General features: G+C 62.9%; 26 protein-coding genes. 18 read left to right on the top strand and 8 right to left on the bottom strand.

The window, feature by feature from the left end:
• Nucleotides 1-111: 111 nt before the first annotated feature.
• Nucleotides 112-255, bottom strand: coding sequence for a hypothetical protein (locus BLV07_RS47665; protein WP_176945635.1), 144 nt, complete (start codon nucleotides 253-255; stop codon nucleotides 112-114).
• A 263-nt stretch (nucleotides 256-518) separates the two neighbouring features.
• Here BLV07_RS47665 and BLV07_RS20310 point away from each other — a divergent pair, with 263 nt between their 5' ends.
• The 11 genes from BLV07_RS20310 (at nucleotide 519) to dusA (ending at nucleotide 12,056) form a co-directional block, all read left to right on the top strand.
• On the top strand, nucleotides 519-1,679 hold the full coding sequence (locus tag BLV07_RS20310) for a transporter substrate-binding domain-containing protein (protein WP_091888806.1): 1,161 nt from the start codon (nucleotides 519-521) through the stop codon (nucleotides 1,677-1,679).
• Nucleotides 1,676-2,341, top strand: a complete 666-nt coding sequence (locus BLV07_RS20305; protein WP_091888804.1) for an ANTAR domain-containing response regulator — start codon at nucleotides 1,676-1,678, stop codon at nucleotides 2,339-2,341. Before BLV07_RS20310 ends, BLV07_RS20305 begins: the two co-directional genes overlap by 4 nt.
• Before the next feature lie 10 nt (nucleotides 2,342-2,351).
• The gene (locus tag BLV07_RS20300; RefSeq protein ID WP_091888802.1) at nucleotides 2,352-3,605 is read left to right on the top strand and encodes an urea ABC transporter substrate-binding protein; all 1,254 of its coding nucleotides are present in this window, start codon (nucleotides 2,352-2,354) and stop codon (nucleotides 3,603-3,605) included.
• Between the two features lie 94 nt (nucleotides 3,606-3,699).
• Complete coding sequence (locus BLV07_RS20295; RefSeq protein WP_091888800.1) at nucleotides 3,700-4,572, top strand: ABC transporter permease subunit; 873 nt, start codon at nucleotides 3,700-3,702, stop codon at nucleotides 4,570-4,572.
• 33 nt (nucleotides 4,573-4,605) lie between these two features.
• Nucleotides 4,606-5,652 carry a branched-chain amino acid ABC transporter permease gene (locus tag BLV07_RS20290; RefSeq protein ID WP_502690167.1) on the top strand — a complete coding sequence of 349 codons (1,047 nt, stop codon included), beginning with the start codon at nucleotides 4,606-4,608 and terminating at the stop codon, nucleotides 5,650-5,652.
• The gene (locus tag BLV07_RS20285; protein WP_091888796.1) at nucleotides 5,652-6,368 is read left to right on the top strand and encodes an ABC transporter ATP-binding protein; all 717 of its coding nucleotides are present in this window, start codon (nucleotides 5,652-5,654) and stop codon (nucleotides 6,366-6,368) included. Before BLV07_RS20290 ends, BLV07_RS20285 begins: the two co-directional genes overlap by 1 nt.
• Complete coding sequence (locus BLV07_RS20280; protein ID WP_091888794.1) at nucleotides 6,361-7,089, top strand: ABC transporter ATP-binding protein; 729 nt, start codon at nucleotides 6,361-6,363, stop codon at nucleotides 7,087-7,089. Before BLV07_RS20285 ends, BLV07_RS20280 begins: the two co-directional genes overlap by 8 nt.
• 31 nt (nucleotides 7,090-7,120) lie before the next feature.
• A complete protein-coding gene (locus BLV07_RS20275; RefSeq protein ID WP_091888792.1) occupies nucleotides 7,121-8,110 on the top strand; it encodes an acetamidase/formamidase family protein in 990 nt (329 codons plus the stop codon).
• Nucleotides 8,111-8,121: 11 nt separating this feature from the next.
• Nucleotides 8,122-9,861, top strand: coding sequence for a nitrilase-related carbon-nitrogen hydrolase (locus tag BLV07_RS20270; protein WP_091888790.1), 1,740 nt, complete (start codon nucleotides 8,122-8,124; stop codon nucleotides 9,859-9,861).
• 29 nt (nucleotides 9,862-9,890) lie between these two features.
• The gene (locus tag BLV07_RS20265; protein WP_091888788.1) at nucleotides 9,891-10,652 is read left to right on the top strand and encodes an SDR family NAD(P)-dependent oxidoreductase; all 762 of its coding nucleotides are present in this window, start codon (nucleotides 9,891-9,893) and stop codon (nucleotides 10,650-10,652) included.
• Nucleotides 10,653-11,063: 411 nt separating this feature from the next.
• Complete coding sequence (gene dusA, locus BLV07_RS20260) at nucleotides 11,064-12,056, top strand: tRNA dihydrouridine(20/20a) synthase DusA (protein ID WP_091888786.1); 993 nt, start codon at nucleotides 11,064-11,066, stop codon at nucleotides 12,054-12,056.
• Nucleotides 12,057-12,061: 5 nt separating this feature from the next.
• Here the strand turns inward: dusA and BLV07_RS20255 are convergent, their stop codons facing one another.
• From BLV07_RS20255 to BLV07_RS20235, 5 genes are all read right to left on the bottom strand, one after another.
• On the bottom strand, nucleotides 12,062-12,616 hold the full coding sequence (locus BLV07_RS20255) for a TIGR02281 family clan AA aspartic protease (RefSeq protein ID WP_091888784.1): 555 nt from the start codon (nucleotides 12,614-12,616) through the stop codon (nucleotides 12,062-12,064).
• 28 nt (nucleotides 12,617-12,644) lie between these two features.
• Nucleotides 12,645-12,848 (bottom strand): DUF1289 domain-containing protein, encoded by a 204-nt coding sequence (locus BLV07_RS20250; protein ID WP_091888782.1) that lies wholly within the window; start codon nucleotides 12,846-12,848, stop codon nucleotides 12,645-12,647.
• A gap of 44 nt (nucleotides 12,849-12,892) precedes the next feature.
• On the bottom strand, nucleotides 12,893-14,488 hold the full coding sequence (locus BLV07_RS20245) for a sensor histidine kinase (protein ID WP_176945652.1): 1,596 nt from the start codon (nucleotides 14,486-14,488) through the stop codon (nucleotides 12,893-12,895).
• A 165-nt stretch (nucleotides 14,489-14,653) separates the two neighbouring features.
• A complete protein-coding gene (gene nhaD / locus BLV07_RS20240) occupies nucleotides 14,654-15,934 on the bottom strand; it encodes a sodium:proton antiporter NhaD (protein ID WP_091888778.1) in 1,281 nt (426 codons plus the stop codon).
• A gap of 111 nt (nucleotides 15,935-16,045) precedes the next feature.
• A complete protein-coding gene (locus tag BLV07_RS20235) occupies nucleotides 16,046-16,918 on the bottom strand; it encodes an NAD(P)-dependent oxidoreductase (RefSeq protein WP_091888776.1) in 873 nt (290 codons plus the stop codon).
• 197 nt (nucleotides 16,919-17,115) lie between these two features.
• Between BLV07_RS20235 and BLV07_RS20230 the strand changes: the two genes are divergently transcribed.
• The 5 genes from BLV07_RS20230 to BLV07_RS20210 all read left to right on the top strand — a co-directional run bounded on the left by BLV07_RS20230 (nucleotide 17,116) and on the right by BLV07_RS20210 (nucleotide 22,091).
• Entirely contained in the window at nucleotides 17,116-17,553 is a 438-nt protein-coding gene (locus BLV07_RS20230) for a VOC family protein (protein ID WP_091888833.1), read from the top strand.
• A 52-nt stretch (nucleotides 17,554-17,605) separates the two neighbouring features.
• Nucleotides 17,606-18,742, top strand: coding sequence for an Mrp/NBP35 family ATP-binding protein (locus BLV07_RS20225; protein ID WP_176945651.1), 1,137 nt, complete (start codon nucleotides 17,606-17,608; stop codon nucleotides 18,740-18,742).
• Nucleotides 18,743-18,947: 205 nt separating this feature from the next.
• The gene (locus BLV07_RS20220; RefSeq protein ID WP_091888831.1) at nucleotides 18,948-20,036 is read left to right on the top strand and encodes a TRAP transporter substrate-binding protein; all 1,089 of its coding nucleotides are present in this window, start codon (nucleotides 18,948-18,950) and stop codon (nucleotides 20,034-20,036) included.
• 165 nt (nucleotides 20,037-20,201) lie between these two features.
• A complete protein-coding gene (locus BLV07_RS20215; protein WP_091888772.1) occupies nucleotides 20,202-21,290 on the top strand; it encodes a TRAP transporter substrate-binding protein in 1,089 nt (362 codons plus the stop codon).
• Nucleotides 21,291-21,695: 405 nt separating this feature from the next.
• A complete protein-coding gene (locus tag BLV07_RS20210) occupies nucleotides 21,696-22,091 on the top strand; it encodes a YunG family protein (protein ID WP_349525186.1) in 396 nt (131 codons plus the stop codon).
• Between the two features lie 92 nt (nucleotides 22,092-22,183).
• On the opposite strand, the gene BLV07_RS20205 is transcribed toward BLV07_RS20210, so the two are convergent.
• Nucleotides 22,184-23,167: a Bug family tripartite tricarboxylate transporter substrate binding protein gene (locus BLV07_RS20205; RefSeq protein ID WP_091888771.1), complete on the bottom strand. Its 984-nt coding sequence runs from the start codon at nucleotides 23,165-23,167 to the stop codon at nucleotides 22,184-22,186.
• A gap of 99 nt (nucleotides 23,168-23,266) precedes the next feature.
• Between BLV07_RS20205 and BLV07_RS20200 the strand changes: the two genes are divergently transcribed.
• A complete protein-coding gene (locus BLV07_RS20200) occupies nucleotides 23,267-24,169 on the top strand; it encodes a LysR family transcriptional regulator (RefSeq protein WP_176945650.1) in 903 nt (300 codons plus the stop codon).
• A 45-nt stretch (nucleotides 24,170-24,214) separates the two neighbouring features.
• On the opposite strand, the gene BLV07_RS20195 is transcribed toward BLV07_RS20200, so the two are convergent.
• Nucleotides 24,215-25,216 carry an alpha/beta hydrolase family protein gene (locus BLV07_RS20195; RefSeq protein WP_091888767.1) on the bottom strand — a complete coding sequence of 334 codons (1,002 nt, stop codon included), beginning with the start codon at nucleotides 25,214-25,216 and terminating at the stop codon, nucleotides 24,215-24,217.
• A 445-nt stretch (nucleotides 25,217-25,661) separates the two neighbouring features.
• On the opposite strand from BLV07_RS20195, the gene BLV07_RS20190 reads away from it, so the two are divergent.
• Nucleotides 25,662-26,225, top strand: a complete 564-nt coding sequence (locus BLV07_RS20190; RefSeq protein ID WP_091888765.1) for a MarR family winged helix-turn-helix transcriptional regulator — start codon at nucleotides 25,662-25,664, stop codon at nucleotides 26,223-26,225.
• Nucleotides 26,226-26,397 lie beyond the last annotated feature (172 nt).

Below are 26,397 nucleotides of genomic sequence, written 5' to 3'. Positions count from 1 at the left end.
CGGATGTCGAGACTGATCAGGTTCATGCGGCGTCCATATCGCCCAGAATTTATGCAAAATCCATGCTAGCGCACGTAGCGTCGCGGTCATGGCGACGCAGCCGGACCCGCTTCAATCAGAGGAAGCTAGCCCATTCGCGACGACGTCATCAATCGCGACATCGAGACCGAGGCGCGGCGAGAGCGCGATACGCTGACCGCTAATGTCGTCGGTCTGCGAGACGAAGGTGCAGGCGGCGTTCTCGGCTTGCGGCATGCCGAGCTGATCTGATCGGGCGCAATGGCGCTGCACAGATTTGCTGCATGGCGATATGAATTACAGCAGTCTGCGCTGCAATAACGCGCTTGACTTCGCTTTCGATCTCAACGACCGTGTCGTCTAAGCGTTGGGCAGCTCGGCCCGTCAACGCGACGAGTTCAAATCATTTCCAACACCACGCGCATCTCGCGTGTTCGGTTGGCGGCGAGGGCGCCCTCGGCTTAACAGCCGGCGGGCGCTTTTTTGTTTTGGATCGAGTGATGGCGCGGACGCGATATCGTATCGGTGTGATGTTCTCGACCACGGGGTCGTACAGCGTCGTCGCACGTTCGATGCTCAATGGAGCGCTGCTCGCGTTCAATGAGATGAACGCCGGCTCCGACACGATTGCGCTTGAGCCGGTCGTGGTCGATCCCACCGGCGATCTCGCCCGGTACCGCTCGCTCAGCCGCGACCTGCTCAACTCCGGGATCCGTCACGTCGTCGGCTGCTACACCTCCTCGAGCCGGAAGGAGGTCATTCCCTGCTTCGAGAAGTTCGACGGCATGCTCTGGTATCCGTCGCACTACGAAGGTTTCGAGAGCTCCGACAACGTCGTCTATACGGGGGCCGCGCCAAATCAGCACGTCCTCCCGCTGGTTGACTATCTCGCCACGCGCGTCGGCAAGCGCGCCTTCTGCGTCGGCTCCAACTACATCTGGGCGTGGGAGAACAACCGCATCTTCCGCGAGGCGCTCGCCGCGCGTGGCGGCACCGTGCTCGCCGAGCGCTATCTCTCGGTCGGCGATACGGAGGTCGACCAGGTGATCGCGGCGATCATCGACCAGCGGCCCGACTTCGTCTTCAATAACTTGATTGGCACCAGCGCCTACGCCTTCTTTCGCGCGTTCCGCGCCGCCTGTCGCGCGCGTGGCATCGATCAGGCTGCGGAAATCCCGGTTGCCAGCTGCACGCTTTCGGAGCCTGAGTTGCCGGAGATCGGCCCTGATGCGGTCGATGGACATTTGTCGTCGAGCGTCTATTTCTCGTCGCTGAACTCCCCTGAAAATGCCGCCTTCATCGCAGCCTATACGCGATCCTTTCCGGAGGGGCCGGTGTCGTCGGCCGATGCCGAAGCTTCCTACATCGCCGTCAAGCTGCTCGCAGCGGCCTTATCGCAGGCCGGCAGCGACGACGCTCGCACGGTGCGGGCCGCGGTCGCCGACCAACGGCTGCGCGCGCCGCAAGGGGAGGTCCGCATCGACCGGCAGACCTTTCACGCCTGGCTCACGCCGCGGATCGGCCGCTCGGCGGCCCACGGGCAGTTCGAAGTGCTGCTGGAATCGCGCGAGCCGATCGCGCCCGATCCATATCTCGTCCAGTCGTCGCCGCGCTTCGCCAGCGCGATGCGCTCTCCGCTGTTGAAGGTGGTGCAATCATGAGCTCCCGACTGTTACAGAACTTCAAGGGCGGCCGTGCCATCGTAGTCACCCGGCGAGGGGGATGGGAGAGCACGCTCGAAACCACGCTGGCCAAGCTCGGCGTCTCCACTGAATACCCTGAAATCATCGACGGCCAGGCCCAGATCGACGTTGTTGGCCTTCAGGCCGATCGCGACATCCTGTTCGTCGACGGCGATCTCGAAGGCGCGGTCGCGATCGAGGTCAACCCGGCTTCGCGGCTGCCGCCGGTTCCGGTGGTCGGTCTCGTCGGCGTCGAAGCGCCCAGCCGGCTGAAGGCGCTGGTCAATCTCGGTGCCACCTCGTTTCTGCGCAAACCGGTGCATGGCGGTGCGGTCTACACGTCCCTGTTCATGGGCATCAACCAGTTCCTGCTGCGCGCCGAAATGTATGAGCGCCTGCAAGGCCTCGAGGAGCGCCGCCGCGGCCGCCGGGCGGTGATCCGGGCGGTCATCCTGCTAATGCAGCAGGATGGCCTCGACGAGGAAGGTGCCTATTCCCAGCTCCGCCGCGACAGCATGCGCGCGCGGCAGAACATGGAACTCTATTGCGAGGAGTTTCTGAGCAAGCGGGCGAAGCCGCCCGACACGTCCGGCCGCACGACCGGCATTACGCTGCAAGGCGGTAAGAAGCAGGCCATCTAGGAGAAGCAAAATGAGCAAGTCTGTATTGCGGGGGCTGCGCGCCGCAGCCCTCACGGGGACGCTTGTCCTCGGATCATCCCTTGGATCACAATTGGCGCTCGCGGCGGAAAACCCGATCAAGCTCGGCGTTCTGGAGGATCAGTCTGGCGACTTCGCCGCGGCGACGATCGGCAAGGTTCACGCCATCCAGTTCGCCGCCGACGAGATCAACAAGGCAGGCGGCATCATGGGCCGGCCGCTGGAGCTCGTTGCCTACGACACCCAGTCCGACAACACCCGCTACCAGGAGTTCATGCGGCGCGTGCTCCAGCGCGACAAGGTCGACGTCGTGTTCGCGGGCTTCTCCTCGGCCTCGCGCGAGGCGTACCGCCCGATCGTCGACCAGTTCAACGGTTTTGCCTTCTACAACAACCAGTACGAGGGTGGCGTCTGCGACGGTCATATGATCGTGACAGGCGCGGTGCCTGAGCAACAGTTCTCCACGCTCATTCCGTACATGATGGAGAAGTACGGCAAGAACGTCTACACGCTCGCAGCCGACTACAATTTTGGCCAGATCTCGGCGGAATGGGTGCGCAAGATCGTCAAGGAGAACGGCGGCAAGATGGCCGGCGAGGAGTTCATCCCGCTCGGTGTCTCGCAGTTCTCCCAGAGCATCCAGAACATCCAGAAGGCGAAGCCGGACTTCGTGGTCACGCTGCTGGTCGGCACCGCGCAGGCCTCCTATTACGAGCAGGCCGCCTCCGCCAACGTCAACCTGCCGATGGCGTCCTCGGTGAACGTCGGGCAGGGTTACGAGCACAAGCGCTTCAAGCCGCCGAGCCTGAAGGACATGTTCGTCACCACCAACTACATCGAAGAGATCGACTCGCCCAAGAGCAAGGAATTCTACGCCAAGTTCAAGGCGAAGTTCCCGAGCGAGCCTTATGTGAACCAGGAGGCCGAAAACTCCTATCTTGCCGTCTATCTCTACAAGCAGATGGTGGAGCGCGCGAAGTCGACCAAGCGCGAGGAGATCCGCAAGGTGATCGCGCTCGGCGACGTCTGCATGGACGCGCCGGAAGGCAAGGTCTGCATCGACCCTAAGAGCCAGCACATGTCGCACACGATCTATCTCGCCAAAGTCGGTGCCGATCACTCGATCTCGTTCCCGAAGACCTGGGAGGACATCAAGCCGTACTGGCTCGGTGAAGCCGGCTGCGATCTCACCAAGAAGGATCCGATGGCCCAGTACACGCCGTCGAATCCGCCGCCGAAACCCTGACCGGCGGCTGATCGCTCCGGCGCTCGCGGCGCGCCGGGGCGATTACGGATATCTGCGACGGCAACGCCGCATCCTCCCACTTCCTGGTTGATTCATGGACATCGCGACCCACGTATTCTCGGCGCTCTATCAATTCGGCGACGCCTTCGCGTTTCTGGTGCTTTCGGCCTGCGGGCTCGCGGTGATCTTCGGCATGATGGGCGTGATCAATCTTGCCCATGGCGAGTTCATCATGTGCGGCGCCTACGTCACGGCCGCGACTGTGCATGCCGGCCTGCCGCTACCACTGGGAATACTTGCCGGCACTCTCGTCTCGGCGCTGGTCGGCGTCGTGGTGGAGCTCGCGGTGATCCGTCATCTCTACGACCGGCCGCTCGATACCATCGTCGCGACCTGGGGGCTCAGCTTGATTGCGACGCAGGGCACGCTGATCATGGTGGGCTCGACGATGGCAGGCGTCGGCACGCCGTTCGGCAGCTTTCAGGTCGGCGACTACTCCTATTCGATCTATCGCATCGTGCTGTTCTGTGCCGCGCTCGGTGTGCTGGCGGGGCTCTATGCGCTGTTCAACTGGACGCGCTTCGGCGTGCTGGCACGCGCCACCATCCAGGTGCCGCATATGGCGGCCGCGCTCGGCGTCGACACGCGCCTGATCTACAGCCTCACCTTCGCCTGCGGGGCAGGGCTCGCCGGCCTTGCCGGCGGGCTCTACGCGCCGACCATGACGCTGGTGCCGACCATGGGCGCGACCTTCATCATGGAGGCCTTCGTTACCGTCGTGATCGGTGGCGCGGACGTCTTCCTCGGCACGGCGCCTGCGGGTGGCGTACTCGCGGTGGTGAAATCGGCGATGACGTCCTGGCAGGGGCAGCTGTTCGGCCAGATCGGCCTGCTGGTCGCCGTCATCATCGTGGTCCGGGTGCTGCCGAAAGGTATCTCCGGCTTCGTGCTGCGCGAGCGCACCTGACGGAGTGATGGCGTCGTGACCAATCTTCTCGCAATGTTCCGTCGTCTCGAAGGCCCGCAGACCGCTGGTCGCGGTCCGGCCTTCTGGGGCCTGTTCGCACTCGTGCTCGCCGTCGTACTCGCTTATCCGCTGTTCAGCGACGGCTACACGGTCGGCAATACCGTCTATTTCTTCGTCTGGGTGTTCATCGCGCTCAGCCTCTGCCTGATCTGGGGCTATGGCGGCTCGCTCTCGTTCGGCCAGACCGCCTTCTTCGGGATCGCAGGCTATGGCTACGGCATCCTCACCATCAATTTCGGCTCGGCCTACGGCTTCACGCTGGTGGCGCTGATCGCGGCGGTGGCGATCGCCGCGCTGTTCGCGGTCCTGCTCGGCTACTTCATGTTCTTCGGCCGCATCGCCGGCGTCTTCCTCGGCATCGTCACGCTTGCCGTCACCTTGATGCTGGAACGCTTCATGGCACAGACCGCGGGGCCGGAATGGCACATCGGAGCTGCGCGGCTCAACGGCTTCAACGGCATGAGCGCGATGCCGCCTCTGACCATCCCCTGGCCGGGCGAGCCCATCGTGCTGTTCGCCGATGTCGGTCTCTACTACCTCGTGCTGGGCCTTCTGGTCTTTGTCTATCTGGCCTTGCGTATCCTGATGAATTCGTCGTTTGGCAACGTCATCGTCGCGATCCGCGAGAACCCTGAAAGGGCCGAGATGCTGGGCTACGACGTGCGCAAGTACCAGCTCATCACATTCGTCATCGGCGCCGCGCTCGCGGGTCTGTCCGGCGTGCTGTACACGGTGTGGGGGCAGTACATCACGCCGTCGAGCATGGGCATGACGGCCGCGGCGCTGCCGCTGATATGGGTCGCAGTCGGCGGGCGCAGCGACCTGACGTCGACCGTGATCGGCACGCTGGTGGTGCTCGCCGCGTTCCAGGCGCTCACGATCTACGGCAGCCAGTACGCGCTGGTCTTCATGGGCGTGCTGCTGGTGCTCACGGTCCTGATCGCCCCGAACGGTCTCGTGCTTGGGGTGATGAACTGGCTCGGCCGCATCGCCGCCCGCCTCACGCAGAGGGCCGGCTGATGTCGCTGCTCGAACTGCGCAAGCTGAACAAGCATTTCGGTGGTCTGCACGTCACCAATTCCGTGGATCTCACGCTGCTGGCCGGCGAGATCCATTGCCTGATCGGCCCGAATGGCGCCGGCAAGAGCACGCTATTCCGCCTGATCCTCGGCGAACATCATCCCGGCAGCGGTGACATTCTCTTCGCCGGAGAGAACATCACGTCGCTCAAATCCTTTGCGCGGATTCATCGCGGTCTCTCGGTTAAGTTCCAGGTGCCTGGTGTGTTCAAGGGCCTGTCGGTCCGCCAGAATCTCGAGATCGCCCTGCAGAGCCGGCATCGCGGTGCGGAGCTCGAAGCGGAGATCGGTCGGCTGCTGAGCTTCCTCGGACTGGAGTCGGAGCAAGCGCAGATTGCCGGCAATCTCAGCCATGGTCAGAAGCAATGGCTCGAGATCGGCATGGCGATCAGCCTGAAGCCGCGCCTTCTGCTGCTGGACGAGCCCACCGCCGGCATGTCGCCCGAGGAAACCCACATGACTGGCGAGATGGTGCAGCGGCTCAATGCCGACGGCATGACGGTGCTGGCGATCGAGCACGACATGGCCTTCGTTCGCCAGGTGGCTCAACGCGTTACCGTGCTGCATCTGGGCCAGGTGTTTGCACAAGGCTCGATCGACGAGATCGTGGCCGACGAACGCGTGGCGGCGATCTATCTCGGGCAGGCTCATGTTTGATCAGCCGCGCAAGGAAGTGATCCTGTCGACGCTGGCTCTGCGCGCCGGCTATGGCGGCAAGCCGGTGCTCCAGGGCCTCGAGATCGAGGTGCGCGAAGGCGAGATCGTTGCCGTCATCGGCCGCAACGGCGTCGGCAAGTCCACGCTGATGAAGAGCCTGATCGGGCTCGTGCCGGCGATGAGCGGCTCGATCGTCTATCGCGGCGAGGCCGTCGAATCTCTGCCAGCGCACAAGCGGGCGCGCCTCGGCATGGGCTATGTGCCGCAGGGGCGCGACGTGTTTCCGCGGCTGACCGTCGGCGAGAACGTCGCGGTCGGCGCAGCGATCAGGGGCGGCGGCATTCCCGAAGCGGGCCGGCGCAAGATCGTCGAGGCTTTTCCGATCCTCGAAGAGCGCTGGCATCAGCGCGCCGGCACCATGTCCGGCGGCCAGCAGCAGCAGCTCGCGATCGGCCGGGTACTGATCGCCGATCCCAACCTCGTCCTGCTCGACGAGCCCTCGGAGGGCATCCAGCCCAACATCGTCCAGGACATTGCGCGCAACATGGTCGAGCTCAACCATAGGACCGGGGTGACCATCATCCTGGTCGAGCAGAATCTCGACATGATCCGCGCCATGGCGCAGCGTTGCTACGTCATGGACAAGGGACGCATCGTCGCGAACCTCGATCGCACGGCGCTCGACGATGCGGCCGAGATGCGCCGTCATCTTGCGGTTTGAAGACTAGCCAACGACAGAAGGAGAAAAGCAAATGTCCTGGCAGAAAGACTCCATCATGGCCCGCAAGGGCGTCGCCAAGGGCGAGCGCGGCACGACGCACACCATCACGGAGAGCGAGCAGGGCAAGTACCACTATGTCTACGGCCCCTATGTGAAGCCGGTGCTGACCGTCGATCCCGGCGCCGTCGTCTCGGCAGAGACCCATGATGCGTTCGAGGGCGCCATCAAGAAGGAGACCGACAGCCCGTCAAAGATGCTCAACTTCCCGTTCCTCAATCCGCAGAACGGGCCGATCCACGTCAACGGCGCCGAGAAGGGCGATACGCTCGCGATCTATATCGAGAGCATAGTGCCGCGCGGGCCGCAGCCGCGTGGCACCACGGTGATCATGCCGGAATTCGGTGGCTTGGTCAGTACGGGCAACACGGCGCTGCTCAACCCGGCGCTGCCGGAGCGGGTCAAGAAGCTCGAGATCGACGCCAAGACCGGAACCAAATGGAACGACAAGATCACGCTGCCCTATGAGCCGTTCATCGGCACCATCGGCACCTCGCCGGAGATCGAGGCGATATCTTCGCTGGTCCCGGACTACTACGGCGGCAACATGGATCTTCCCGACGTCGGTGTCGGGGCCATCATCTACCTGCCCGTCAACACCAAGGGGGCCTTGCTCTATCTCGGCGACTGCCATGCGGCGCAGGGCGATGGCGAGCTCTGCGGCGTCGCCATTGAGCATCCGACCGTGACCACGGTTCAGGTCGATCTCATCAAGAACTGGACCATCGCCTGGCCGCGGCTCGAGACCAGGGACTTCATCATGACGATTGGTTCGGCGCGCCCGATGGAAGATGCAGCCCGCATCGCCTATCGCGAGCTCTGCCGCTGGATGGCGGCCGACTACGGCTTCGACGAGATCGACGCCTATATGCTGCTGACCCAGGCCGGCCGTGTCAGGCTCGGCAACATGGTCGATCCCAAATACACGTTGGGCGCCTCCATCAAGAAGTCCTATCTCGGTTGAGGCCGATCGGAATGCCCATCATTCACAAGGTCGCCGCCGTCCAGTTCGAGCCGATCATGTTCGAGAAGGAACGCAACGTCGCGCGCCTGGTCGAGCTCTGCGAGCAGGCGGCGGCGGCCGGTGCAAGACTCATCGTCACACCAGAAATGGGAACGACGGGTTATTGTTGGTTCGACCGGGCCGAGGTCGCGCCGTTCGTCGAGACGATCCCCGGACCGACAACAAATCGCTTTGTGGCGCTGGCGCGCAAATATGATTGCTACATGGTCGTCGGCATGCCCGAGGTCGACGAGGACGGCATCTACTTCAACAGCGCCGTCCTGATCGGGCCCGACGGCATCATCGGTCGCCACCGCAAGACCCACCCCTACATTTCTGAGCCGAAATGGGCTGCGGCGGGCGATCTGCATAATCAGGTGTTCGAGACGCCGATCGGACGGATCGCGCTGCTTATCTGCATGGACATTCATTTCGTCGAAACCGCGCGGCTGATGGCGCTGGGCGGCGCGGATGTTATCTGCCACATCTCGAACTGGCTGGCGGAGCGTACGCCGGCGCCTTACTGGATCAGCCGCGCCTTCGAGAACGGCTGCTACGTCATCGAGAGCAATCGATGGGGGCTCGAACGCACGGTGCAGTTCAGTGGCGGGAGCTGCGTGATCGCGCCGGACGGGCATGTGACGGCTGTGCTCGACAAAGGCGACGGGGTGCTGCTGTCGGAGATCGATCTCGACGCCGCACGCGCCCGCCGCGTGCTTGGGGAAGCCGTCTTCGTGCAGCGCCGGCCGGAGCTCTATCCGGAGTTGCTTACCGACACGTTCAGCTGGAATCCGCGCGACTTTTTCGGCCTCTATGGCCACGAGCCCTGGCCGACCGGCAAGGTTTCGCGCGTCAGTGTCGCGCAATTTGCGCCCGGCGATGACATCAGCCAGAATCATGAGAAAATCTCGGTGCTCACCCGCAAGGCCCGCGCCGAAGGCGCGGAGCTCGTCGTCTTCCCGGAACTCGCCCTGACGGGCCTTGCCGATCCTGCAAGAAGGGCACAACCGATTCCGGGGCCGGCGACTGACAGCCTTGGCAGGCTTGCAGAGGAGCTCGACCTCTATCTTGTCTACGGCCTCGCCGAACGTGACGGCGATCTGGTCTACAACAGCGCTTGCCTCATCACGCCGGATGGGGACATCTCGGTCTATCGCAAGACGCATCTCACCGCCGACGAGCGAAGCTGGGCGACCGCCGGTGACGGCTGGACCGTTGTCGACACGCCAATCGGCCGCATCGGGCTGTTGATCGGTCACGATGCGTCGTTTCCGGAGGTGGGCCGGGTGCTGGCGCTTCGCGGCTGCGATCTCGTCGCGTGTCCTGCCGCGATCAAGGGACGCTTCAGTTCGTCGCATCCCGGCACGCAGGTCGAGCAGCCGAAGCCGATTCCAACCGGCCCGGATCCGCACCACTGGCATCATTTCCGCGTTCGCGCCGGCGAGAATAACTTGTTCTTCGCTTTCGCCAATGTCGTCGATCCAGAACGCGGCTATCCTGGGCTGAGCGGCGTATTCGGCCCTGACACGTTCGCATTCCCGCGGCAGGAGGCGATCGCGGCCGGCGGCACGGGGCTTGCTACGGCGCTGGTCGACACCACCAATCTCGACAGCGTCTATCCGACGAATGTCGTGCGGCGAAAGGATCTGGTGTCGATGCGCATGCCGCACAGCTATCGCGGATTGGTCAAAGTGGCTGCGATCAATTACTGAACCAAGAAACCAAGAAAAGGAAGCCGACCATGGATTTGGGACTGAAGGGCGCCAAGGTTCTCGTCACCGGAAGTACCAAGGGGATTGGCCGCGCGATCGCCGAGACATTCGTCGCCGAGGGCGCCGATGTCGGTGTGTGCTCGCGCAATCTGGCCGAGGTCGAAAGCACGGTGGCTGCGCTCAAGGCCAAGGGCGTCGCAGCCTATGGTGGTGCGGTCGACGTCGCCGACGCGGCCGTCCTGAATGCCTGGGTCGGCGATATGGCGGCAAGGCTTGGCGGCATCGACGTCGTCGTCGCCAATGTCAGCGCACTCGCGATCGGACAGGACGACGAAAGTTGGCAAAAGGAGTTCTCGACAGACATGATGGGCACGGTGCGGCTGGTGAACGGGGCCATGCCGTATCTGGAGAAGAGCAAGGCCGGCGCGATCGTCACCATCTCCAGCGTCTCCGGGCGCGAGGTCGATTTCGCGGCTGGTCCCTACGGCACATTCAAGGCGGCGATCATCCATTACACGCAAGGGCTCGCCAATCAGCTCGCGGCGAAGGGCATCCGCGCCAATTCGGTCTCGCCTGGCAACACCTATTTCGAGGGTGGGGTCTGGAACATGATCAAGGACAACAATCCCGAGCTCTACAAGACCGCATTAGCCCTCAACCCGATGGGGCGGATGGGAACGCCGCAGGAAATGGCTAACGCCGTGGTGTTTCTCGCCAGCCGCGCGGCGAGCTTCATCACGGGCACAAATCTTGTCGTCGACGGTGCACTCACGCGTGGGGTACAGTTGTAGCAAAACGTATTGGCGTTTGCCTTGCATTCGACCTCGCTAGCTCAAACTGGCCCATGATGGATCGGAGCGAAGTCATCGCGTACCGCCGAGATCCCTGTCGCACTTGAGGCCTGCAGCGTGCTTTGTCTTGCAGCCGAAGATTCGAAGGCGCGATTGTCGAGATGACCTGTTTGGGGGCCTATTTGCCGGAGCGAGTAAGCGGCTTTCGTCGCGTTTGCATTGGGCGCCGAGGTGTCGAAATCCGGTTCGTCGCAAACCGACACTGCCCTTTGGATCGTCGTTCCAACATGATGGGTTCAACGCGCAGCAATTGGTTATCGACGGCAGGCGGTTATGTGCACGTCCGGCGGCTATACTATTGTCGCGGAAATAGTATAACCGGGGTGAGTGCATAGAGGATTCTATAACCAATTGAAATCGCAAAACTATCGCTTTTCCGTGGCGCCTATGATGGACTGGACCGATCGGCATTGCCGGGTGTTCCACCGTCAACTGACGCGGCGGGCGCTGCTTTATACGGAGATGCTGACCACGGGCGCCATTATTCATGGCGATCGGGAGCGGCTGCTTGGGTTCGACGCGTGCGAGCATCCGGTGGCGCTTCAGCTTGGCGGGTCGGACCCGCACGAGCTCGCGCTGGCTGCGCGGATCGGTGAGGCGTTCGGTTATGACGAGATCAATCTCAATGTCGGCTGCCCGTCCGATCGCGTGAAGGACGGCCGTTTCGGCGCCTGCCTCATGGCAGAGCCGGAACGGGTGGCGAGGTGCGTCGACGCCATGAAGCGCGCGGTCGCGGTTCCCGTCACGGTGAAGTGCCGTATCGGGATCGACGACCAGGACCCTGAAGTGGCGCTCGATACGCTCGCGCGCGCGGTGGTGGCGTCCGGCAGCGATGCGCTGATCGTGCATGCTCGCAAAGCCTGGCTCAACGGCCTTTCGCCGAAGGAGAACCGCGACATCCCGCCGCTCGACTATGATCGCGTCTATCGGCTCAAACGCGCAATGCCTGGTGTGCCCGTCATCATCAATGGCGGCATCCCGGGCATTGACGATGCGAAGGCGCATCTTGCCCAAGTCGACGGTGTGATGCTCGGCCGCGCCGCCTATCAGGAGCCGTGGCGGCTGCTCAGCGTCGATACCGATATCTTCGGCGAGGCGGCGCCGCACGCGTCCATGCAGGACGCGCTCGAGGCGATGATGCCCTACATCGAACAGCAGCTCGCGCGCGGCACCCGGCTGCACGCGATCACGCGGCATTTCGTCGGCGCATTCCACGCCGTTCCCGGCGCGCGCGCCTTCCGCCGCCATCTTGCCGAGCATGGGGTGAAGCCGGGCGCCGGTCTCGACGTGCTGCGCGAGGCGATCGCGCGTATCGGTGCACCTGCGCCAGCGGAGGCAGCGTAGCTCGTCTAGTCGATCGCGATGCGCGAGCGGCGGGGGCCCTTCTGGAGCTCCGGATAACCTGTCAGCATCAGCGTGTCCGCGCGCACGCCCCAGCTTTCCAGGCGGTCGAGGAAGCTCATGCCGAGCAGATTGGTCTTCATCTGGCCACGTTGCACGACCAGGGCCGGCACCGACTTCTCGACCAGCTTGCCGACCGCGAGACGGTCGAGCGTGAGCCGCGCCGCCTTGGTGTGGCCACCCGCGGTCTCCAGGTCGACGTCGTATTCGAGCATCTCGAGCGGCAGTCCGATCGCTTTCGCGGTTTCCCAGGTCAGCACCACGGAGGTCGCACCTGTATCGATCACCATCGGCGCGGTGACGCCGTTGATCTTCGCACGCAGTGCGAACTCGCCACCCTGGCCGCGCGGGATATGCACGGCGGGGGCCGGGGCGGCGGTCTGCGCGCGGAAGATGTGCGAGACCCTGTGGCTGGCGCGCGCGATCTGGTCGGGATCGCCATAGGCGACGACCGCACCTGCGGTGCCGGCGAGCATGATGAGTACGAGCAGGAAGCGGGTCATTGCGCGCCTCCAGATGCGCGCGAGCCGATCAGGTACGTTTCGGCGAAGTCGCGATCGGTGCGAGTCCTGCCTGATCCATCCGCGCCGGCAACAGCGCCATGACCTTCAGCCGCTCCGCGCTGTCCATGGCGTGCCAGCGCGCGATCTCCGGCAAAGTCCGGCCGCAGCCGAAGCAAAGCTTGGTCTTGGGATCGATCATACAGACGGCGACGCACGGCGTTTCTTTGCTCATACGGACATTGTGAGGGATCGTCGGGCATGTCTGCAAGCATCTCGTTAAGAGCCCGTGCCTGCGCTCATGATCGGCTTGTGGCGCGGCCGGCGCTTCTCGTCGGGAACGAGCGAACTCTCGGGCTGCAGCGGCGGAGAATCATCCGACAGCGGCGCCAGCGCGCTCATCACGCGCTCCGGCGGGAAGGTGACGATCACCTCGGTGCCGATGCGCAGCTTCGATTTCAGCGTGAACGTGCCGCCATGCAGGTCGATCAGATTCTTGGCGATGGGCAGGCCGAGGCCTGCGCCCTGTTCGGCCGATTTGATCGAGTTGGAGCCCTGGCCGAACGAGGCGAGCACGACCGGGATCTCGTCCTCGGGGATTCCGGAGCCGGAATCCTTCACCGATAGATATTGTCCACCCGAAGCGGTCCATCCCGCCTTGAGCCAGATCTCTCCGCCCTGCGGCGTGAACTTGATCGAGTTGGAGAGCAGGTTGAGCACGACCTGGCGGATCGCGCGCTCGTCGGCCCAGAGCCGCGGCATGGCCTGCTCGAACACTTCGTGGATGGTGATGCCGCGGCTCGAGGCGCGCAGCTTCATCAAATGATGGCAGTCGGCGACGATGCCGACCAACGACACCGCTTCCTCGTTGAGTTCGTAGCGGCCGGCCTCGATCCGCGACAAATCGAGGATCTCGTTGATGAGGTTGAGCAGGTGCACGCCGGAATTATGGATGTCCGCCGAGTACTCCTTGTAGACCGGCACCGCATGTGCGCCAAAAATCTCGCTCTTCATCACCTCGGAGAAACCGAGGATGGCGTTCAGCGGCGTGCGCAGCTCGTGGCTCATCTGCGCGAGGAAGCGTGACTTGGCGACATTGGCGGATTCGGCGCGGTGACGTGCTTCGTCCGAGATTGCCTTGGCCTGTTCGAGCTCGCCGATCAGTGCGTCCTTCTCGGCGCGTGCCTCGAGCGTGGCGAAGGTCGAGGAGTGCAGGCGGTGGGCCAGCAGGACGAAATAGCCTTCGGCCGCGACCGCGAGTGCCGCCAGAATGTAATTGTCCAGTGAGCCGGTCATCACGAAGCTCAGGGCCATTGCGACCGCGACCGGCGCGGTGGCGGCAACGGCGGCGATCGGCAGATTGGCAGCCAGCATGCTCGATACCGCGATCACCAGCAGCATCAGGAACATCATCAGTGTTTCCGTGACCATGTCGAGCACGGGGTGGATCAGGATCGCCATCCAGCACAGGCCATAGAGCAGGTCGAGCACGACGAAACGCGTTCGCCATGCGCGCGTCGCGGCCGGAGATGTGGCCTCAGTCAGGAACCGCCGGCAGCTGCGGATCATCGCGCTGTGGATGCAGAGCATGCCCGCGGTCCAGGCCGCGGCCGGAATCGGCTGCATCCAGAGCCCGAACAGCACGCCGGTGGCGACCACCAGCAGCATCACGACATAGGAAGCCGACAGCCGCGTCTGGGCATATTGGCGCAGCATCTCGGCGTCGAAGGCCGGCCGGGTTCCGCTGGTCGAGGTTAACTTGTCGCGCGCCTCGCGCACCCGCTGCGCCGCAGCCCTGCGGCTGCTAGCCGATGGAGCGCTCACCGGCTCGGCCGGAAGCTGCACAACCTCGGGCTTTTCAGCGGGGTTACTCATCAAGCAACACGATTCCTGCCCACGCCGGACGCGGGCCTTCTGCATTGTCTATCTCTGGCAAGAAATCCTTAAGAGGTGACTTAAGGAGCTAAAGAATTACGTTAACGGATGATTAAGAAACGCCTCTACCGGAACCGGCAGTGCCGAACGGCCGGTCGCGAGGGATCAATGAAGCAGCGAGTGCTGCGCAATGTAGACCAGTGCACCCGCAAGATATCCCACAAGCGCGGGACCTGCGATCCGGCGGGCGTACCAGAAGAATTCGATCTTCTCGAGCCCCATCGCGGCGACGCCGGCCGCCGAGCCGATGATCAGGATCGAGCCGCCGGTGCCGGCGCAATAGGCGATGAATTCCCAGATGAAGCTGTCCGGCGGGTATTGCACCAGATTGTACATGCCCATCGTCGCCGCGACGAGCGGCACGTTGTCGATGATGGCGCTCAACAGGCCGAGCAGGATGACGATGATGTCGAGACGGCCGACCGTGGTATCGAACCATTTGGCCAGCAGCTCCAGCACGCGGGCGTGCTCCAGGCAGGCGACGGCCAGGAGAATGCCGACGAAGAACACGATGGAACTCATGTCGATGCGCGTCAGCGCATGGACGAGGGTGAGGGGGCGACGCGCATCCTCGTCCTTGTGGCGATGAACGATCTCGCCGACCAGCCAAAGGATGCCCAGCCCGAACAAGATCCCGATGAAGGGTGCGAGGTGCGTCACGGCCTTGAAAACCGGGACGGCGACCAGTGTGCCGAGGCCGAGATAGAACATCAGATTGCGCTCGAACAGCTCGACCTTGAGAGCCTGCGCTTCTCGTTGCAGCGGCGGGACGATGTCCTTCCCTTTGACGGAGTAGCCAATGATGAGCAGCGGTATCAGCAGGTTGAGCAGAGACGGCAGGAATACCGCTCCCATGATGCTGACAGGCGAGATCTGCCCTCCGATCCAGAGCATCGTCGTCGTGACGTCGCCGATGACGGTCCAGGCGCCCCCCGCATTGGCGGCGATGACGATCAGGGAAGCGAACAGCAGGCGGTCGCTCCTGTTGCCGATCAGCTTCTGAACCAGCGAGACCATCACGATGGTGGTCGTGAGGTTGTCGAGGATCGCGCTCAGGAAGAACGTCACGAAGCCGATGATCCACATCAGCGTGGTCTGCTTCGTGGTGCGGATGACCGAGGTGATGACTTCGAAGCCGTTGTGGGCGTCGATCACCTCGACGATCGTCATGGCGCCGATCAGGAAGAAGACGATCTGCGCCGTCGAGGCGACGGATTCGTCGAGCTGGTGGTTGACGAGCGAGGCGTCGCCGACGGACAGCGCGTAGATGGTCCAGAGCAGGCCCGCTCCCAGGAGCGCCGTAGCGCTCTTGTTGATGCCGAGCGGGTGTTCGAGCGCGATGGCAGCATACGCAACGATGAAAACGGCGGCGATCACGCTAAGCAAGTCAGTTTCCCCCGGAATTCGTTCTTCTCAATGCGGCCCACGTCGCTGCGCAGGCCCGCGTCGAGGCTGGTGACGGTCGCAGCTGCCCGGCCGCGACCGTCGACACGTTCCTCAGCGTTGCAGGCGTGCGAGCAAACTGGACGTATCCCAGCGCTTGCCGCCCATCTTCTCGACTTCGGCGTAGAACTGGTCGACCAGCGCAGTCACCGGCAGATTGGCGCCGTTGCGGCGGGCTTCAGCCAGCGAGATCGAGAGGTCCTTGCGCATCCATTCGACCGCGAAGCCGAAATCGTACTTGCCCTCGTTCATGGTCTTGTAGCGATTCTCCATCTGCCAGGACTGCGCGGCCCCTTTTGAGATGGTCTCGATCACTGCGGCGACGTCGAGGCCACTCTTCTTGGCGAAGTGGATACCTTCGGAAAGACCCTGCACCAGACCGGCGATGCAGATCTGGTTGACCATCTTCGTCAGCTGGCCGGCGCCGGCGGGGCCGAGCAGTTTGCACATCCGCGCATAGGCGCCTGTGATGATCGGCTCGGCACCGGCATAGGCGTCCTGCGCGCCGCCGCACATCACTGTCAGCACGCCGTTCTCGGCGCCGGCCTGGCCGCCGGAGACGGGAGCATCGATGAACTTGAAGCCGGCCTTGGTCGCGGCCGCATCGAGCTCGCGCGCGACTTCGGCCGAAGCGGTGGTGTGGTCTACGAAGGTTGCGCCCTTCTCGACGCCGGCAAAAGCGCCGTCGGGTCCGATCGTGACCGCGCGCAGATCGTTGTCGTTGCCGACGCAGCACATCACAAAATCCTGGCCTTCGGCGGCGGCCTTCGGGGTCGGTGCGGTCTTGCCGCCGAACTTGTCCGCCCACTCCTTCGCCTTGGCCGCGGTCCGGTTATAGACGGTGACCTCATGGCCCCCTTTTTTCACGAGGTGTCCGGCCATGGGGAAGCCCATGACACCGAGACCGAGGAAAGCGACTTTTGCCATGTATGGTACCTTGTCCGTAGTTTGGGTTTTACGGTTCTTGCCGGGCGAGCAGGGCGCCTGGTTCCGCCGTGAGGGCGGATTGGGGCGCACCATAAACCCTTGAGGCCAGAGGGCAACGGCTTCGTTTGGCGGTCCCCTGTGCTAGGATGGCCGACCTCAAGGACTTCAAAAAAGGGAGCGAAGGCATGGGCATGGGTTTGGGCGGCGTGAGCGTGGGCGTGCTCGATCATTTCAACATCCGAACCCGGAAACTGGCCGAGACGGTCCGCTTCTACGAAGACGTGCTGGGCCTGGAAAATGGCGCCCGGCCGAATTTCGCCTTCCCGGGCGCCTGGATGTACAGCGAGGGGAAACCGGTGGTGCACCTCGTCGATATTTCTCCGTCCGCCGAGCCACAAAAGCCGGATTCCGGCGTTGTCCACCATGTCGCCTTCGTCAGCCGCGGCTTTGACGGTATGAAGCAGCGGCTGGCGTCCAAGGGGATGAAGTTCGAGTCCCGCCAGGTGCCCGGCGGCGAGCTCTGGCAGATCTTCGTCCACGATCCCAACGGGGTGATGATCGAGCTGAATTACGAGGCGGCCAGGGAGCAGGGGGCGGCGCCCGCGGAGATGGCTGACGATATCGGCAGGCAGTAGCCTTTTGGGCGTTTCCGCTCTAATGGGGCATCTTGAAATCAGGAGATGCGCTTTGAGCGTGACGCAGCAACAGGTTCTCGACAGCCTTGGCCGGATCAAGTCGCCGCGCGGGGTCGCGCTCACCAATGCCAACGTGCTGAGCGCTATCAGCGCCTCTGACGGCAAGGTGTTCTTCTCGATCAATGTCGATGCCGCCGAGGCGCGGGCATGGGAGTCCGTCCGGGCCGAAGCGGAAGCCGCCGTCCGCGCCATTCCCGGCGTCACCACCGCGATGGTGGCGCTCACCGCCGAGCGCAAGCCAGGCTCCGCGCCGCCGCCACCCCCGCAGCCGAGCCGCGGAACGCCAGGCGTGCAGCCGGTCCATGCTCATAAGCCGCCGCAGGGTGGCCAATCGCCGATGGCGCGGCAGTCTGAGATCCCCGGCGTCGCCGCCGTGATCGCGGTCGCCTCCGGCAAGGGCGGGGTGGGCAAGTCGACCACCGCGCTCAATCTGGCGCTTGGCCTGCGCGACCTCGGCCTCAAGGTCGGGTTGCTCGACGCCGACATCTACGGCCCGTCGGTGCCGCGGCTGACCGGCCTGCGCGACAAGCCGGAGCTGAACGACGAGCGCAAGATGATTCCGCTCCGGCGCTTTGGCCTCGCCATCATGTCGATCGGCTTTTTGGTGGAGGAGGAGACCGCGATGATCTGGCGCGGTCCCATGGTGATGTCGGCGGTGACGCAGATGCTGCGCGACGTCGAGTGGGGCAAGCTCGACGTGCTGGTCGTCGACATGCCGCCGGGCACCGGCGATGCCCAGCTCACGCTGGCGCAGAACGTGCCGCTGAAGGGCGCGGTGATCGTCTCGACCCCGCAGGACCTGTCCCTGATCGACGCAAGACGGGGGCTTGCCATGTTCAAGAAGGTCAACGTGCCCGTGCTCGGCATCGTCGAGAACATGAGCTACTTCCAGTGCCCACATTGCGGCACCAAGTCGGACATTTTCGGCCATGGCGGGGCGCGGCACGAGGCCGAGAAGCTTGGAGTCCCGTTCCTGGGCGAGATCCCGCTGCACATGGCGATTCGCGCCACCTCGGATGCCGGCAATCCCGTGGTCGACAGCGAGCCGGACGGACCTCATGCGGCGATCTACCGCGCCATTGCAGGTCAGGTCCGGGACCAGCTCAAGGGTGTCATCGCCGCGGCCTGAACCGGCCGCCGCGGCAAGCTCCGGGGACATGCGACTTTCGTAGAGCCCCGTCATGCCATTGTCGCGTTCCGCAAGCGGGGCTTCCGTGTTAAAGGCCCACGGCAGTCAAGCCCCTTCGGTTCGACGCGGCCTTCACGCGTCGCCGGAATGAGCGGCGGCAAAAGAGAAGTTGAGGGGAAACGCCCCAGCAAGGAGAGAGATGAAGATGAAGCGTCGTGATTTTCTCAAAGTGTCGGCAGCAGGCGCGGCGGCGACCGCAGTGGCCTCGCCGGCAATCGCGCAGTCCTCGCCCGAGGTGAAGTGGCGCCTGACTTCGAGCTTCCCGAAGTCGCTCGACACCATCTATGGCGGCGCCGAGCAGGTGGCGAAATACGTCGCCGAGATGACTGACAACAAGTTCCAGATCCAGGTGTTCGCCGCCGGTGAAATCGTCCCCGGCCTGCAGGCGCTGGATGCGACCTCGAGCGGCACGGTCGAGATGTGCCACACGGTGTCCTACTACTATGTCGGCAAGGACCCGACCTTCGCGATCTTCGCCTCGGTGCCGTTCGGCCTCAATGCGCGCCAGCAGAATTCGTGGCTCTATCAGGGCGGCGGCAACGAGCTCGCCAACGAGTTCTTCAAGAAGTCGAACGTGATCGGCTTTCCCTGCGGCAACACCGGCACCCAGATGGGCGGCTGGTTCCGCAAGGAGATCAAGACCGTTGCCGACCTCTCCGGCCTGAAGATGCGCATCGGCGGCATTGCCGGCCAGGTGCTTCAGAAGGTCGGCGTGGTGCCGCAGCAGCTCGCCGGCGGTGACATCTATCCGGCACTGGAGAAGGGCACCATCGACGCGGCCGAGTGGGTCGGTCCCTACGATGACGAGAAGCTCGGCTTCGCCAAGGTCGCCAAGTACTACTATTATCCGGGCTTCTGGGAAGGCGGTCCGACCGTCCACGCCTTCGCCAACCTGGAAAAGTGGAATGCGCTGCCGAAGAACTATCAGGCGATCCTCACCAACGCGACGGCCAACGCCAACAGCTGGATGGCCGCGCGTTACGACATGCAGAACCCGGCGGCGCTGAAGCGTCTGGTCGCCGGCGGTACCCAGCTGCGTCCCTTCACCAACGAGGTGCTGGAAGCCTGCCTCAAGGCGACCAACGAGCTGTGGGCTGAGATCTCGGGCAAGAACGCCGACTTCAAGAAGTCGATCGACGCCATGCAGGCCTACCGCTCCGACGAATATCTGTGGTGGCAGGTCGCCGAGTACACCTACGACAGCTTCATGATCCGCTCGCGCACCCGCGGCTGATCTACGGCTTAAGTCGTAAGACGAGTAGCCCGGCCTCCTCAAGGAGGCCGGGCTTTTTCTTTGCCGCAGTGCGATCGGGATGGCATTCAGCCCGGCGATGCTCCATGCTGTCCCCCAAGCCTCGGCAAGAAGGCCCAACAAGCAGATCCATCAGGGTAGGAAATCATGAAGAGAAGAGACTTCATCAAGGTCACGGGACTTGGTGCGGCCGGCGCCGCCACGCTCGCGGCGCCCGCGATCGCGCAGTCGATGCCGGAAATCAAATGGCGCATGCCGACGAGCTGGCCGAAATCGCTCGATACGCTGTTCGGCGGCGCCGAGATGATGTGCAAGATGGTCGCGGAAGCGACCGACAACAAATTCCAGATCCAGATCTTCGCCGCCGGCGAGATCGTGCCGGGTCTCCAGGTGCTCGACGCCGTGCAGAACGGCACCTGCGAGATCGGCCACACTGCGTCCTATTACTATTTCGGCAAGGACCCGACCTTCACCTTCGGCTCGGCCGTGCCGTTCGGTCCCAACATGCGCATCAACCAAGCCTGGTACATGCTGGGCGGCGGGCGCGACGTGCTCAACGAGTTCTACAAGGGCTACAATGTCGTCTCGCTGCTCGCGGGCAACACCGGCTGCCAGATGGGCGGCTGGTTCAGGAAGGAGGTCAACACGCCCGACGACATGAAGGGCATGAAATTCCGCATTGGCGGCTTTGCGGGCCGCGTGCTCCAGAAGCTCGGCGTGGTGCCGCAGCAGCTCGCCGGCGGCGATATCTATCCCGCGCTGGAGAAGGGCACCATCGACGCCGCCGAATGGGTCGGCCCCTATGACGACGAGAAGCTCGGCTTCTACAAGATCGCGCCGCACTACTACTATCCCGGTTGGTGGGAAGGCGGACCGATGCTGCTCGCCTTCGTCAACCTCGACAAGTGGAACGCGCTGCCGAAATATTACCAAAGCGTGCTGGAGCAGGCCGGCCATTACGCCAACAACTACATGATGGCGCGCTACGACAACGCCAATCCGCTGGCGCTGAAGAAGCTGCTTGCGGGCGGCACCAAGCTGCACGCCTTCTCGCCGTCGATCATGGATGCCTGCCACAAGGCCGCCAAGGAGCTGCACGCCGAAGTCGGCGCGACCAACGCCAACTTCAAGAAGGTGCACGATTCCCTCGCCAAGTTCACGAGCGACGGCTACGCCTGGTTCCAGGTCGCCGAGGTCGGCTACGACATCTTCATGGCGCGGCGCTCGCAGAGCTGATCACGCCAGCTGTTGCCTGCAACGCCCCGGAGCGAAGGCTCCGGGGCGTTGTCATCTCCGCGTTTGGAGAGTGCCAGACAAAATATGCAAAAACAACCCCATGCACAGTAGACGAGAGGTCGCGGCGGTACGTCCTGTCGATGTTGCCAACAGACTGATACGTCGACGTAAATCAGCGGGATGCGACGATCCTCGCGCGGCCGCGGCCCGCGCTGCGTTTTGAGAGCGAAAGTGGGGGGAGGGACCACCGAGCGACGGATTCGTTTCGCTCGTCCGATGCTGCGAATTGCGAAGCCGCTTGACTCGTCGGGCAACACAGTGGCAAAAAGCCATCATCGAAAAATCCGAAAATCCTGTCGCGGTGCCGATCCTTGGGCGATCCTTGGCCGATCCCTGGGAGTGACCATGGAGTTCGATCCCGATGAGGTTCAAGGCGCACTGCGCAAGGCATGGTCATTGTCGACGGCCAGCCAATGGACCACGGATAATCCGGCGGCGGGGCAATGCAACGTCACCGCGCTGCTCATTCATGACCTCTTTGGCGGCGAGTTGCTGAAGACGCCTCTGCCGCAAGGCGATCATTTTTACAACCGGATCGAGGGGCGGCGGTACGACTCACGGCTTGTCAGTTCGATCAGCCGATCGCGTACATGGACGTACCTGCCAGTCGAGTTGAGGCAGAGCGAGGAGCAACAAACGACGAGCTGGCTGAACTCAGAGTTGCTTTTCAGGAGCACCATACGAAGTCAGGTTAGGGCAGCCGCTGGCGTCGCTCTCTACGCTTTCAGAGGTCCGCTGTAGGCCCACAAGCCGCCAGAGGCCACCACGAAGGCGCAAGAGGTCCTTGCGAGAAGGGCCAAACCGATCGGCTTGGGGCTATGAGCGGAAACCTCTCACTTCGCTGCAAGTCCTGCCAAGCGGATGACGCCGGCGTATTTCTCAGTTTCTTGCACGATGAACTGCTCGAATTGTGCCTGTGAGCCGGGCATCATGTTCCCTCCGAGCTCTGCAAGCTTCTGCTTGATGCTCGGGGTCGCAAGTGCAGCGTTGACCTCGGCATTTAGCTTATCGACGATATCTTTCGGTGTTGCTCGCGGCGCGCCTATGCCGAACCACGATCCTGCCTCGTAGCCTGCGACGGTGTCGGCAGCAATCGGCACGTCGGGGAGGCTTTCCGATCTGCTCAGAGTTGTCACTGCGATCGGGACAAGTTCGCCCCGCTTGATGTGCGCAATCGACGAAGGCATTGGGTCGAACATTGCGTGGATGCTGCCGGCCAGAAGGTCCGAGAGCGCGGGTCTTGAGCCGAGATAGGGTACGAGCGTGACGTCTATGCCTGTCATGGTCTTGAACAGCTCGATGCCGATGTGCTGTGGCGTGCCTCGGCCGGCAAATCCGACCTTGAGCTTTCCGGGATTGGCCTTGGCGTAGGCAACCAGCTCCGAAACCGTCCTGATCGGAACGGAAGGATGCACCTCGATGACAAGCGGGACTTGGTAAAGACCCGCAACTGGCGTGATATCGCGACCAAAATCGAAGTCGAGCTCTTTGAAGAGGGTCGTGTTGATCGTGTTCACCGGCCCGCAGACGAGAAGCGTGTGGCCGTCAGGTTCTGCCTTGACGACGGATCTGGTGGCGACATTTCCGCTCTCGCCCGGTTGGTTTTCGACGATGAAGGGCTGGCCCAAGCGCTCGGAAAGCCAAGGAGCAATCACTCGGCCCGCGATGTCGACTGGTCCTCCGACGGGAAATCCCACTATGAGGCGCACACTTCGCGTCGGATAACTTTCAGCGGCCAACGCGATCCGTGGCACAGCCGCCGCCGTCGCGATCGTGGCAAATGCGATTTTCAGGAGATCACGCCTTTGCAATGGCATACCGTTCTCCTCCGAGCCAGGTGACGGCAGATATCGCACTTTGAGCGGACGTTCGCTATGATATGCTCGGAGCGATCGTGATACTTTTTGGGTATGTCCATGGATCTCCGGCGCCTTCGATATTTCATTGCCGTCGCTGAAGAAAAGCACATCACGCGTGCAGCAGAGCGCCTCGACATGCAGCAGCCGCCCCTGAGTCGCCAAATCAGCTTGATGGAACGAGAAATGAACGTTCAGCTTTTCCGTCGTTCCTCTCGTGGCGTCGAATTGACCATCGCGGGTCAGGCACTCCTTCGCGAGGCCAAAGCCGTCCTCGTGCAGTTCGATCGCGCGATCGAAACAACGCGCCGTGCAGCACGGGGTGAGCAAGGTACTCTATGCATCGGCATCGCACCAACTGCGCCGTTCAACCCACTCGTTCCCGACGCCATCCGCACGTTCCGTGAAAGATTTCCGATGGTTTCGCTGGTTTTGCACGAAGGGCTCAGCAACGAGATCGTTGCTCAGTTCAACAACGATCAGATGGACGTGGCATTCGTACGTGCTCCTCAAGTGCATGCAAACGGAGTCGTGGTGACACTTCTTCAAGAGGAGCCGTTGATCGCGGCGCTGCCAAGTCATCACCCCTTGGCAAGGACCAGATCGAAAACTGTCTCGCTGAAAGGTCTGGCAAGCGACCAATTCATCATGATCGGTCCGGCGGGGACCGGTCTGCACGACGAGACCATGGCGGCGTGTCGAGCGGCGGGGTTTACGCCTCGCCTGGGCCAGCCGGCGCCCCGAATTACGTCCACTCTTGGCTTGGTCGCGGCCGGGCTGGGCATCGCACTTGTGCCGTCGACGATGCAGAGCGCCCGTATCAAGGGGGTCACTTATCGCCGTCTTGCAGATGCCTCTCCAAAGGCTTTTCTCGGGTTGGCCTGGCGGCGAGATGATCCGTCGCCGGTCCTGAAGAAGTTCCTGAGCTTGGTTCGGGTGATGGCAAAGAAGAGACCTTCGTAATTCTGAGCTCACCTGTCCGCTTCGGCGCAAGACAATCGCGCCCCTTCACGGCCGATCGGTCCCTGCCAGATGCGTTCGGAAGAAGGCCAGGGCGGCGGCGTTGAGCTGCTCGTGAAAGGCGGCGCGGTCGAACCCAGGTCTGTCGGTGCAGATGTCGGGACGCTTCTTCGCCAGATCCGGCGTGCAGGGCGGAAGGAATGCAAAATGACCGGCATTCGGCACGAGATGATAGTCGGGTTTGACCGGCAGGTCGCGCTCGATCAGTGAAACAGAGTCCAGCGTGACTTCGCCGCCGGTCTTGTCGTCTCCACTCAGCGCGGACGCCCAAAGCTGGATCGGAATTTTTACGTCCTTCAGAGCCTCCCGGTCGAACAATGGACCGAAGGCGGGGTCGGCAACGACAAGGGCCTTGACGCGCGGGTCATGCGCCAATGCTTGTGCCGGGATCTCGCTTCGTCGCAGTTCGGCGCAGCTGGGTTTCGGAGAATTTTCCGGGCACAAGGCGATGGCCTTTCGCAGATCGGGATTGGCGCCCGCGACCACCAGGCCAGTGTAGCCGCCTCTCGAAAAACCAAAGAACCCGACATGGTCGCGGTCGAGTTTCGCATGATCGGACCATGCGGTGAGCATATGGTCGATCAATCTCGTGATGTCGGCCGGTCGCTCCGTCAATGCGGCGAGCGTGTCCGCGCGGCTCATGTCGCCGCCGCCGGCGTCGACCGGATGGTCGAGTGCGACGACGACGAACCCGGCATCGGCGAACACCGCGGCCGTGTCATGATGGCCGATGAAAGATCCCCCATAGCCATGCGAGATCACGATCAATGGCAGCTTGTCACCTGAGACCGCACAGTCCCGCGTCGCAGGCAAAGTGATCGTGCGAAGTTTGACCTCGCTCGCCTGCTCCTGGCACGGCGACCACACGGCCGTCTGGAATGCTGGCAAGCCGGCCTCGGCCGGCACCGTGATGAAGCGAAAGCCGGCCGCCTGGGCGAACGTCGTCATCAGGCAGAAGGCGGATGCGAGTGTGAATCTGAACAGGTGCATGTGTTGCTCTCGTTTGAGTTCTGCCGGAGTCTCTGTTTGAAGCGGATCGGTCCGCAGGATGGGGTTTCGCTGCGCTCTATCCATCCTACGACCTGTCCGCGGCCATGGCTTACACGAACCTGACAAGAGCGCTCTGACCTCTCGATGCCTGCTCATCAGCGGTGCGGGGCAGAGGCTGTCGATGTCAATCGAACGCGCGAGATTTGGTGCCATCTCAACGCTAGCGTGATGCGTAGTTCTTCGGTGTTCCTTTCGCGGAACGATCAGGCTATCGGAATCCGGCAATCGGACTGAAGTCGCGGCGGTTCGTTCACCGTCGTTCCGACTTCACGGTACGGTATACCGGACTCAACCAGTTCCGACGGGAATTCAGCTTTCACCTGACACGGCGGCTCTCGATCTTTGATCGAGATGCCAGGGCGGCCGTTTCCCGTGGGACTTATCGATGAGCATGGCAATTGAGATCGTACAACTCCTGATACAATCTGCCGACAGTTGGCTTTTTGAAGGTAATCGTTCGGGTCTTAGCGATCGCGAATGGATGGCGTTGCGCTTTCTCGCTCGCGCAAACAGGTTTTCGCGGACGCCGACTGCTCTCGCCAGCTTTTTGGGCACGCCCCGCAGCGCCGCATCGCAGATTGCCGCCGTACTGCAGAGCAAGGGACTGATGGTCCGCAAGCCATCTGCAGAGGATAAGCGCTCGATTTCGCTCTGCCTTACAAGTGAAGGCGAGAGGTTCCTGGAGCGCGATCCGATTAACGCCCTGCGCGATCAGCTTGTGGCCCTTGAGCTTCCCGATCAATCTCGGCTGCGCGATACACTTCGCCGCGTCCTGATTGGGCTCGATGTTGCCAAGCGCCGTCACCGGAGTGACGTTTGCAGTGAATGCATGTTCCTGATCGAGAGCGGAGAGGGGAAGGACCGCCGTTTCAAGTGCCGGCTCTTTCGGAAATCCATAGCCCAAAAGGAGACGACCCTGCTTTGCGCCTATTTCGAGGGGCGGGGCTAAAAGGGCCAGCTTGCTACGTCCGCCGTCCCCGCCTTACGAGTGCACACCTGATTGGCTTACACCAACCTGACCGGTGACCGGTTCCGCTGGGTGCTTTTTTGCTGGCCGAGGCCTCCCGAATGCTGGAAAAGGGCCCAGATGCGGCGCGAGCCGCGCGGTTACACACCGGAAC

Origin of the sequence: Bradyrhizobium sp. Rc2d (genome assembly GCF_900099855.1) — a bacterium.
In the GTDB taxonomy this organism is placed as follows: domain Bacteria; phylum Pseudomonadota; class Alphaproteobacteria; order Rhizobiales; family Xanthobacteraceae; genus Bradyrhizobium.
The sequence above is the reverse complement of the archived record's forward strand: the minus strand, read 5'-3'. Positions and strand labels throughout refer to the sequence as shown.

What these genes read in the sequence shown, in the direction of transcription:
- BLV07_RS47665 (WP_176945635.1), bottom strand. Translation starts at nt 255, where the DNA reads ATGCCGCAAGCCGAGAACGCCGCCTGCACCTTCGTCTCGCAGACCGAC.
- BLV07_RS20310 (WP_091888806.1), top strand. Translation starts at nt 519, where the DNA reads ATGGCGCGGACGCGATATCGTATCGGTGTGATGTTCTCGACCACGGGG.
- BLV07_RS20305 (WP_091888804.1), top strand. Translation starts at nt 1,676, where the DNA reads ATGAGCTCCCGACTGTTACAGAACTTCAAGGGCGGCCGTGCCATCGTA.
- BLV07_RS20300 (WP_091888802.1), top strand. Translation starts at nt 2,352, where the DNA reads ATGAGCAAGTCTGTATTGCGGGGGCTGCGCGCCGCAGCCCTCACGGGG.
- BLV07_RS20295 (WP_091888800.1), top strand. Translation starts at nt 3,700, where the DNA reads ATGGACATCGCGACCCACGTATTCTCGGCGCTCTATCAATTCGGCGAC.
- BLV07_RS20290 (WP_502690167.1), top strand. Translation starts at nt 4,606, where the DNA reads ATGTTCCGTCGTCTCGAAGGCCCGCAGACCGCTGGTCGCGGTCCGGCC.
- BLV07_RS20285 (WP_091888796.1), top strand. Translation starts at nt 5,652, where the DNA reads ATGTCGCTGCTCGAACTGCGCAAGCTGAACAAGCATTTCGGTGGTCTG.
- BLV07_RS20280 (WP_091888794.1), top strand. Translation starts at nt 6,361, where the DNA reads ATGTTTGATCAGCCGCGCAAGGAAGTGATCCTGTCGACGCTGGCTCTG.
- BLV07_RS20275 (WP_091888792.1), top strand. Translation starts at nt 7,121, where the DNA reads ATGTCCTGGCAGAAAGACTCCATCATGGCCCGCAAGGGCGTCGCCAAG.
- BLV07_RS20270 (WP_091888790.1), top strand. Translation starts at nt 8,122, where the DNA reads ATGCCCATCATTCACAAGGTCGCCGCCGTCCAGTTCGAGCCGATCATG.
- BLV07_RS20265 (WP_091888788.1), top strand. Translation starts at nt 9,891, where the DNA reads ATGGATTTGGGACTGAAGGGCGCCAAGGTTCTCGTCACCGGAAGTACC.
- BLV07_RS20255 (WP_091888784.1), bottom strand. Translation starts at nt 12,616, where the DNA reads ATGACCCGCTTCCTGCTCGTACTCATCATGCTCGCCGGCACCGCAGGT.
- BLV07_RS20250 (WP_091888782.1), bottom strand. Translation starts at nt 12,848, where the DNA reads ATGAGCAAAGAAACGCCGTGCGTCGCCGTCTGTATGATCGATCCCAAG.
- BLV07_RS20245 (WP_176945652.1), bottom strand. Translation starts at nt 14,488, where the DNA reads ATGAGTAACCCCGCTGAAAAGCCCGAGGTTGTGCAGCTTCCGGCCGAG.
- BLV07_RS20235 (WP_091888776.1), bottom strand. Translation starts at nt 16,918, where the DNA reads ATGGCAAAAGTCGCTTTCCTCGGTCTCGGTGTCATGGGCTTCCCCATG.
- BLV07_RS20220 (WP_091888831.1), top strand. Translation starts at nt 18,948, where the DNA reads ATGAAGCGTCGTGATTTTCTCAAAGTGTCGGCAGCAGGCGCGGCGGCG.
- BLV07_RS20215 (WP_091888772.1), top strand. Translation starts at nt 20,202, where the DNA reads ATGAAGAGAAGAGACTTCATCAAGGTCACGGGACTTGGTGCGGCCGGC.
- BLV07_RS20210 (WP_349525186.1), top strand. Translation starts at nt 21,696, where the DNA reads ATGGAGTTCGATCCCGATGAGGTTCAAGGCGCACTGCGCAAGGCATGG.
- BLV07_RS20205 (WP_091888771.1), bottom strand. Translation starts at nt 23,167, where the DNA reads ATGCCATTGCAAAGGCGTGATCTCCTGAAAATCGCATTTGCCACGATC.
- BLV07_RS20200 (WP_176945650.1), top strand. Translation starts at nt 23,267, where the DNA reads ATGGATCTCCGGCGCCTTCGATATTTCATTGCCGTCGCTGAAGAAAAG.
- BLV07_RS20195 (WP_091888767.1), bottom strand. Translation starts at nt 25,216, where the DNA reads ATGCACCTGTTCAGATTCACACTCGCATCCGCCTTCTGCCTGATGACG.
- BLV07_RS20190 (WP_091888765.1), top strand. Translation starts at nt 25,662, where the DNA reads ATGAGCATGGCAATTGAGATCGTACAACTCCTGATACAATCTGCCGAC.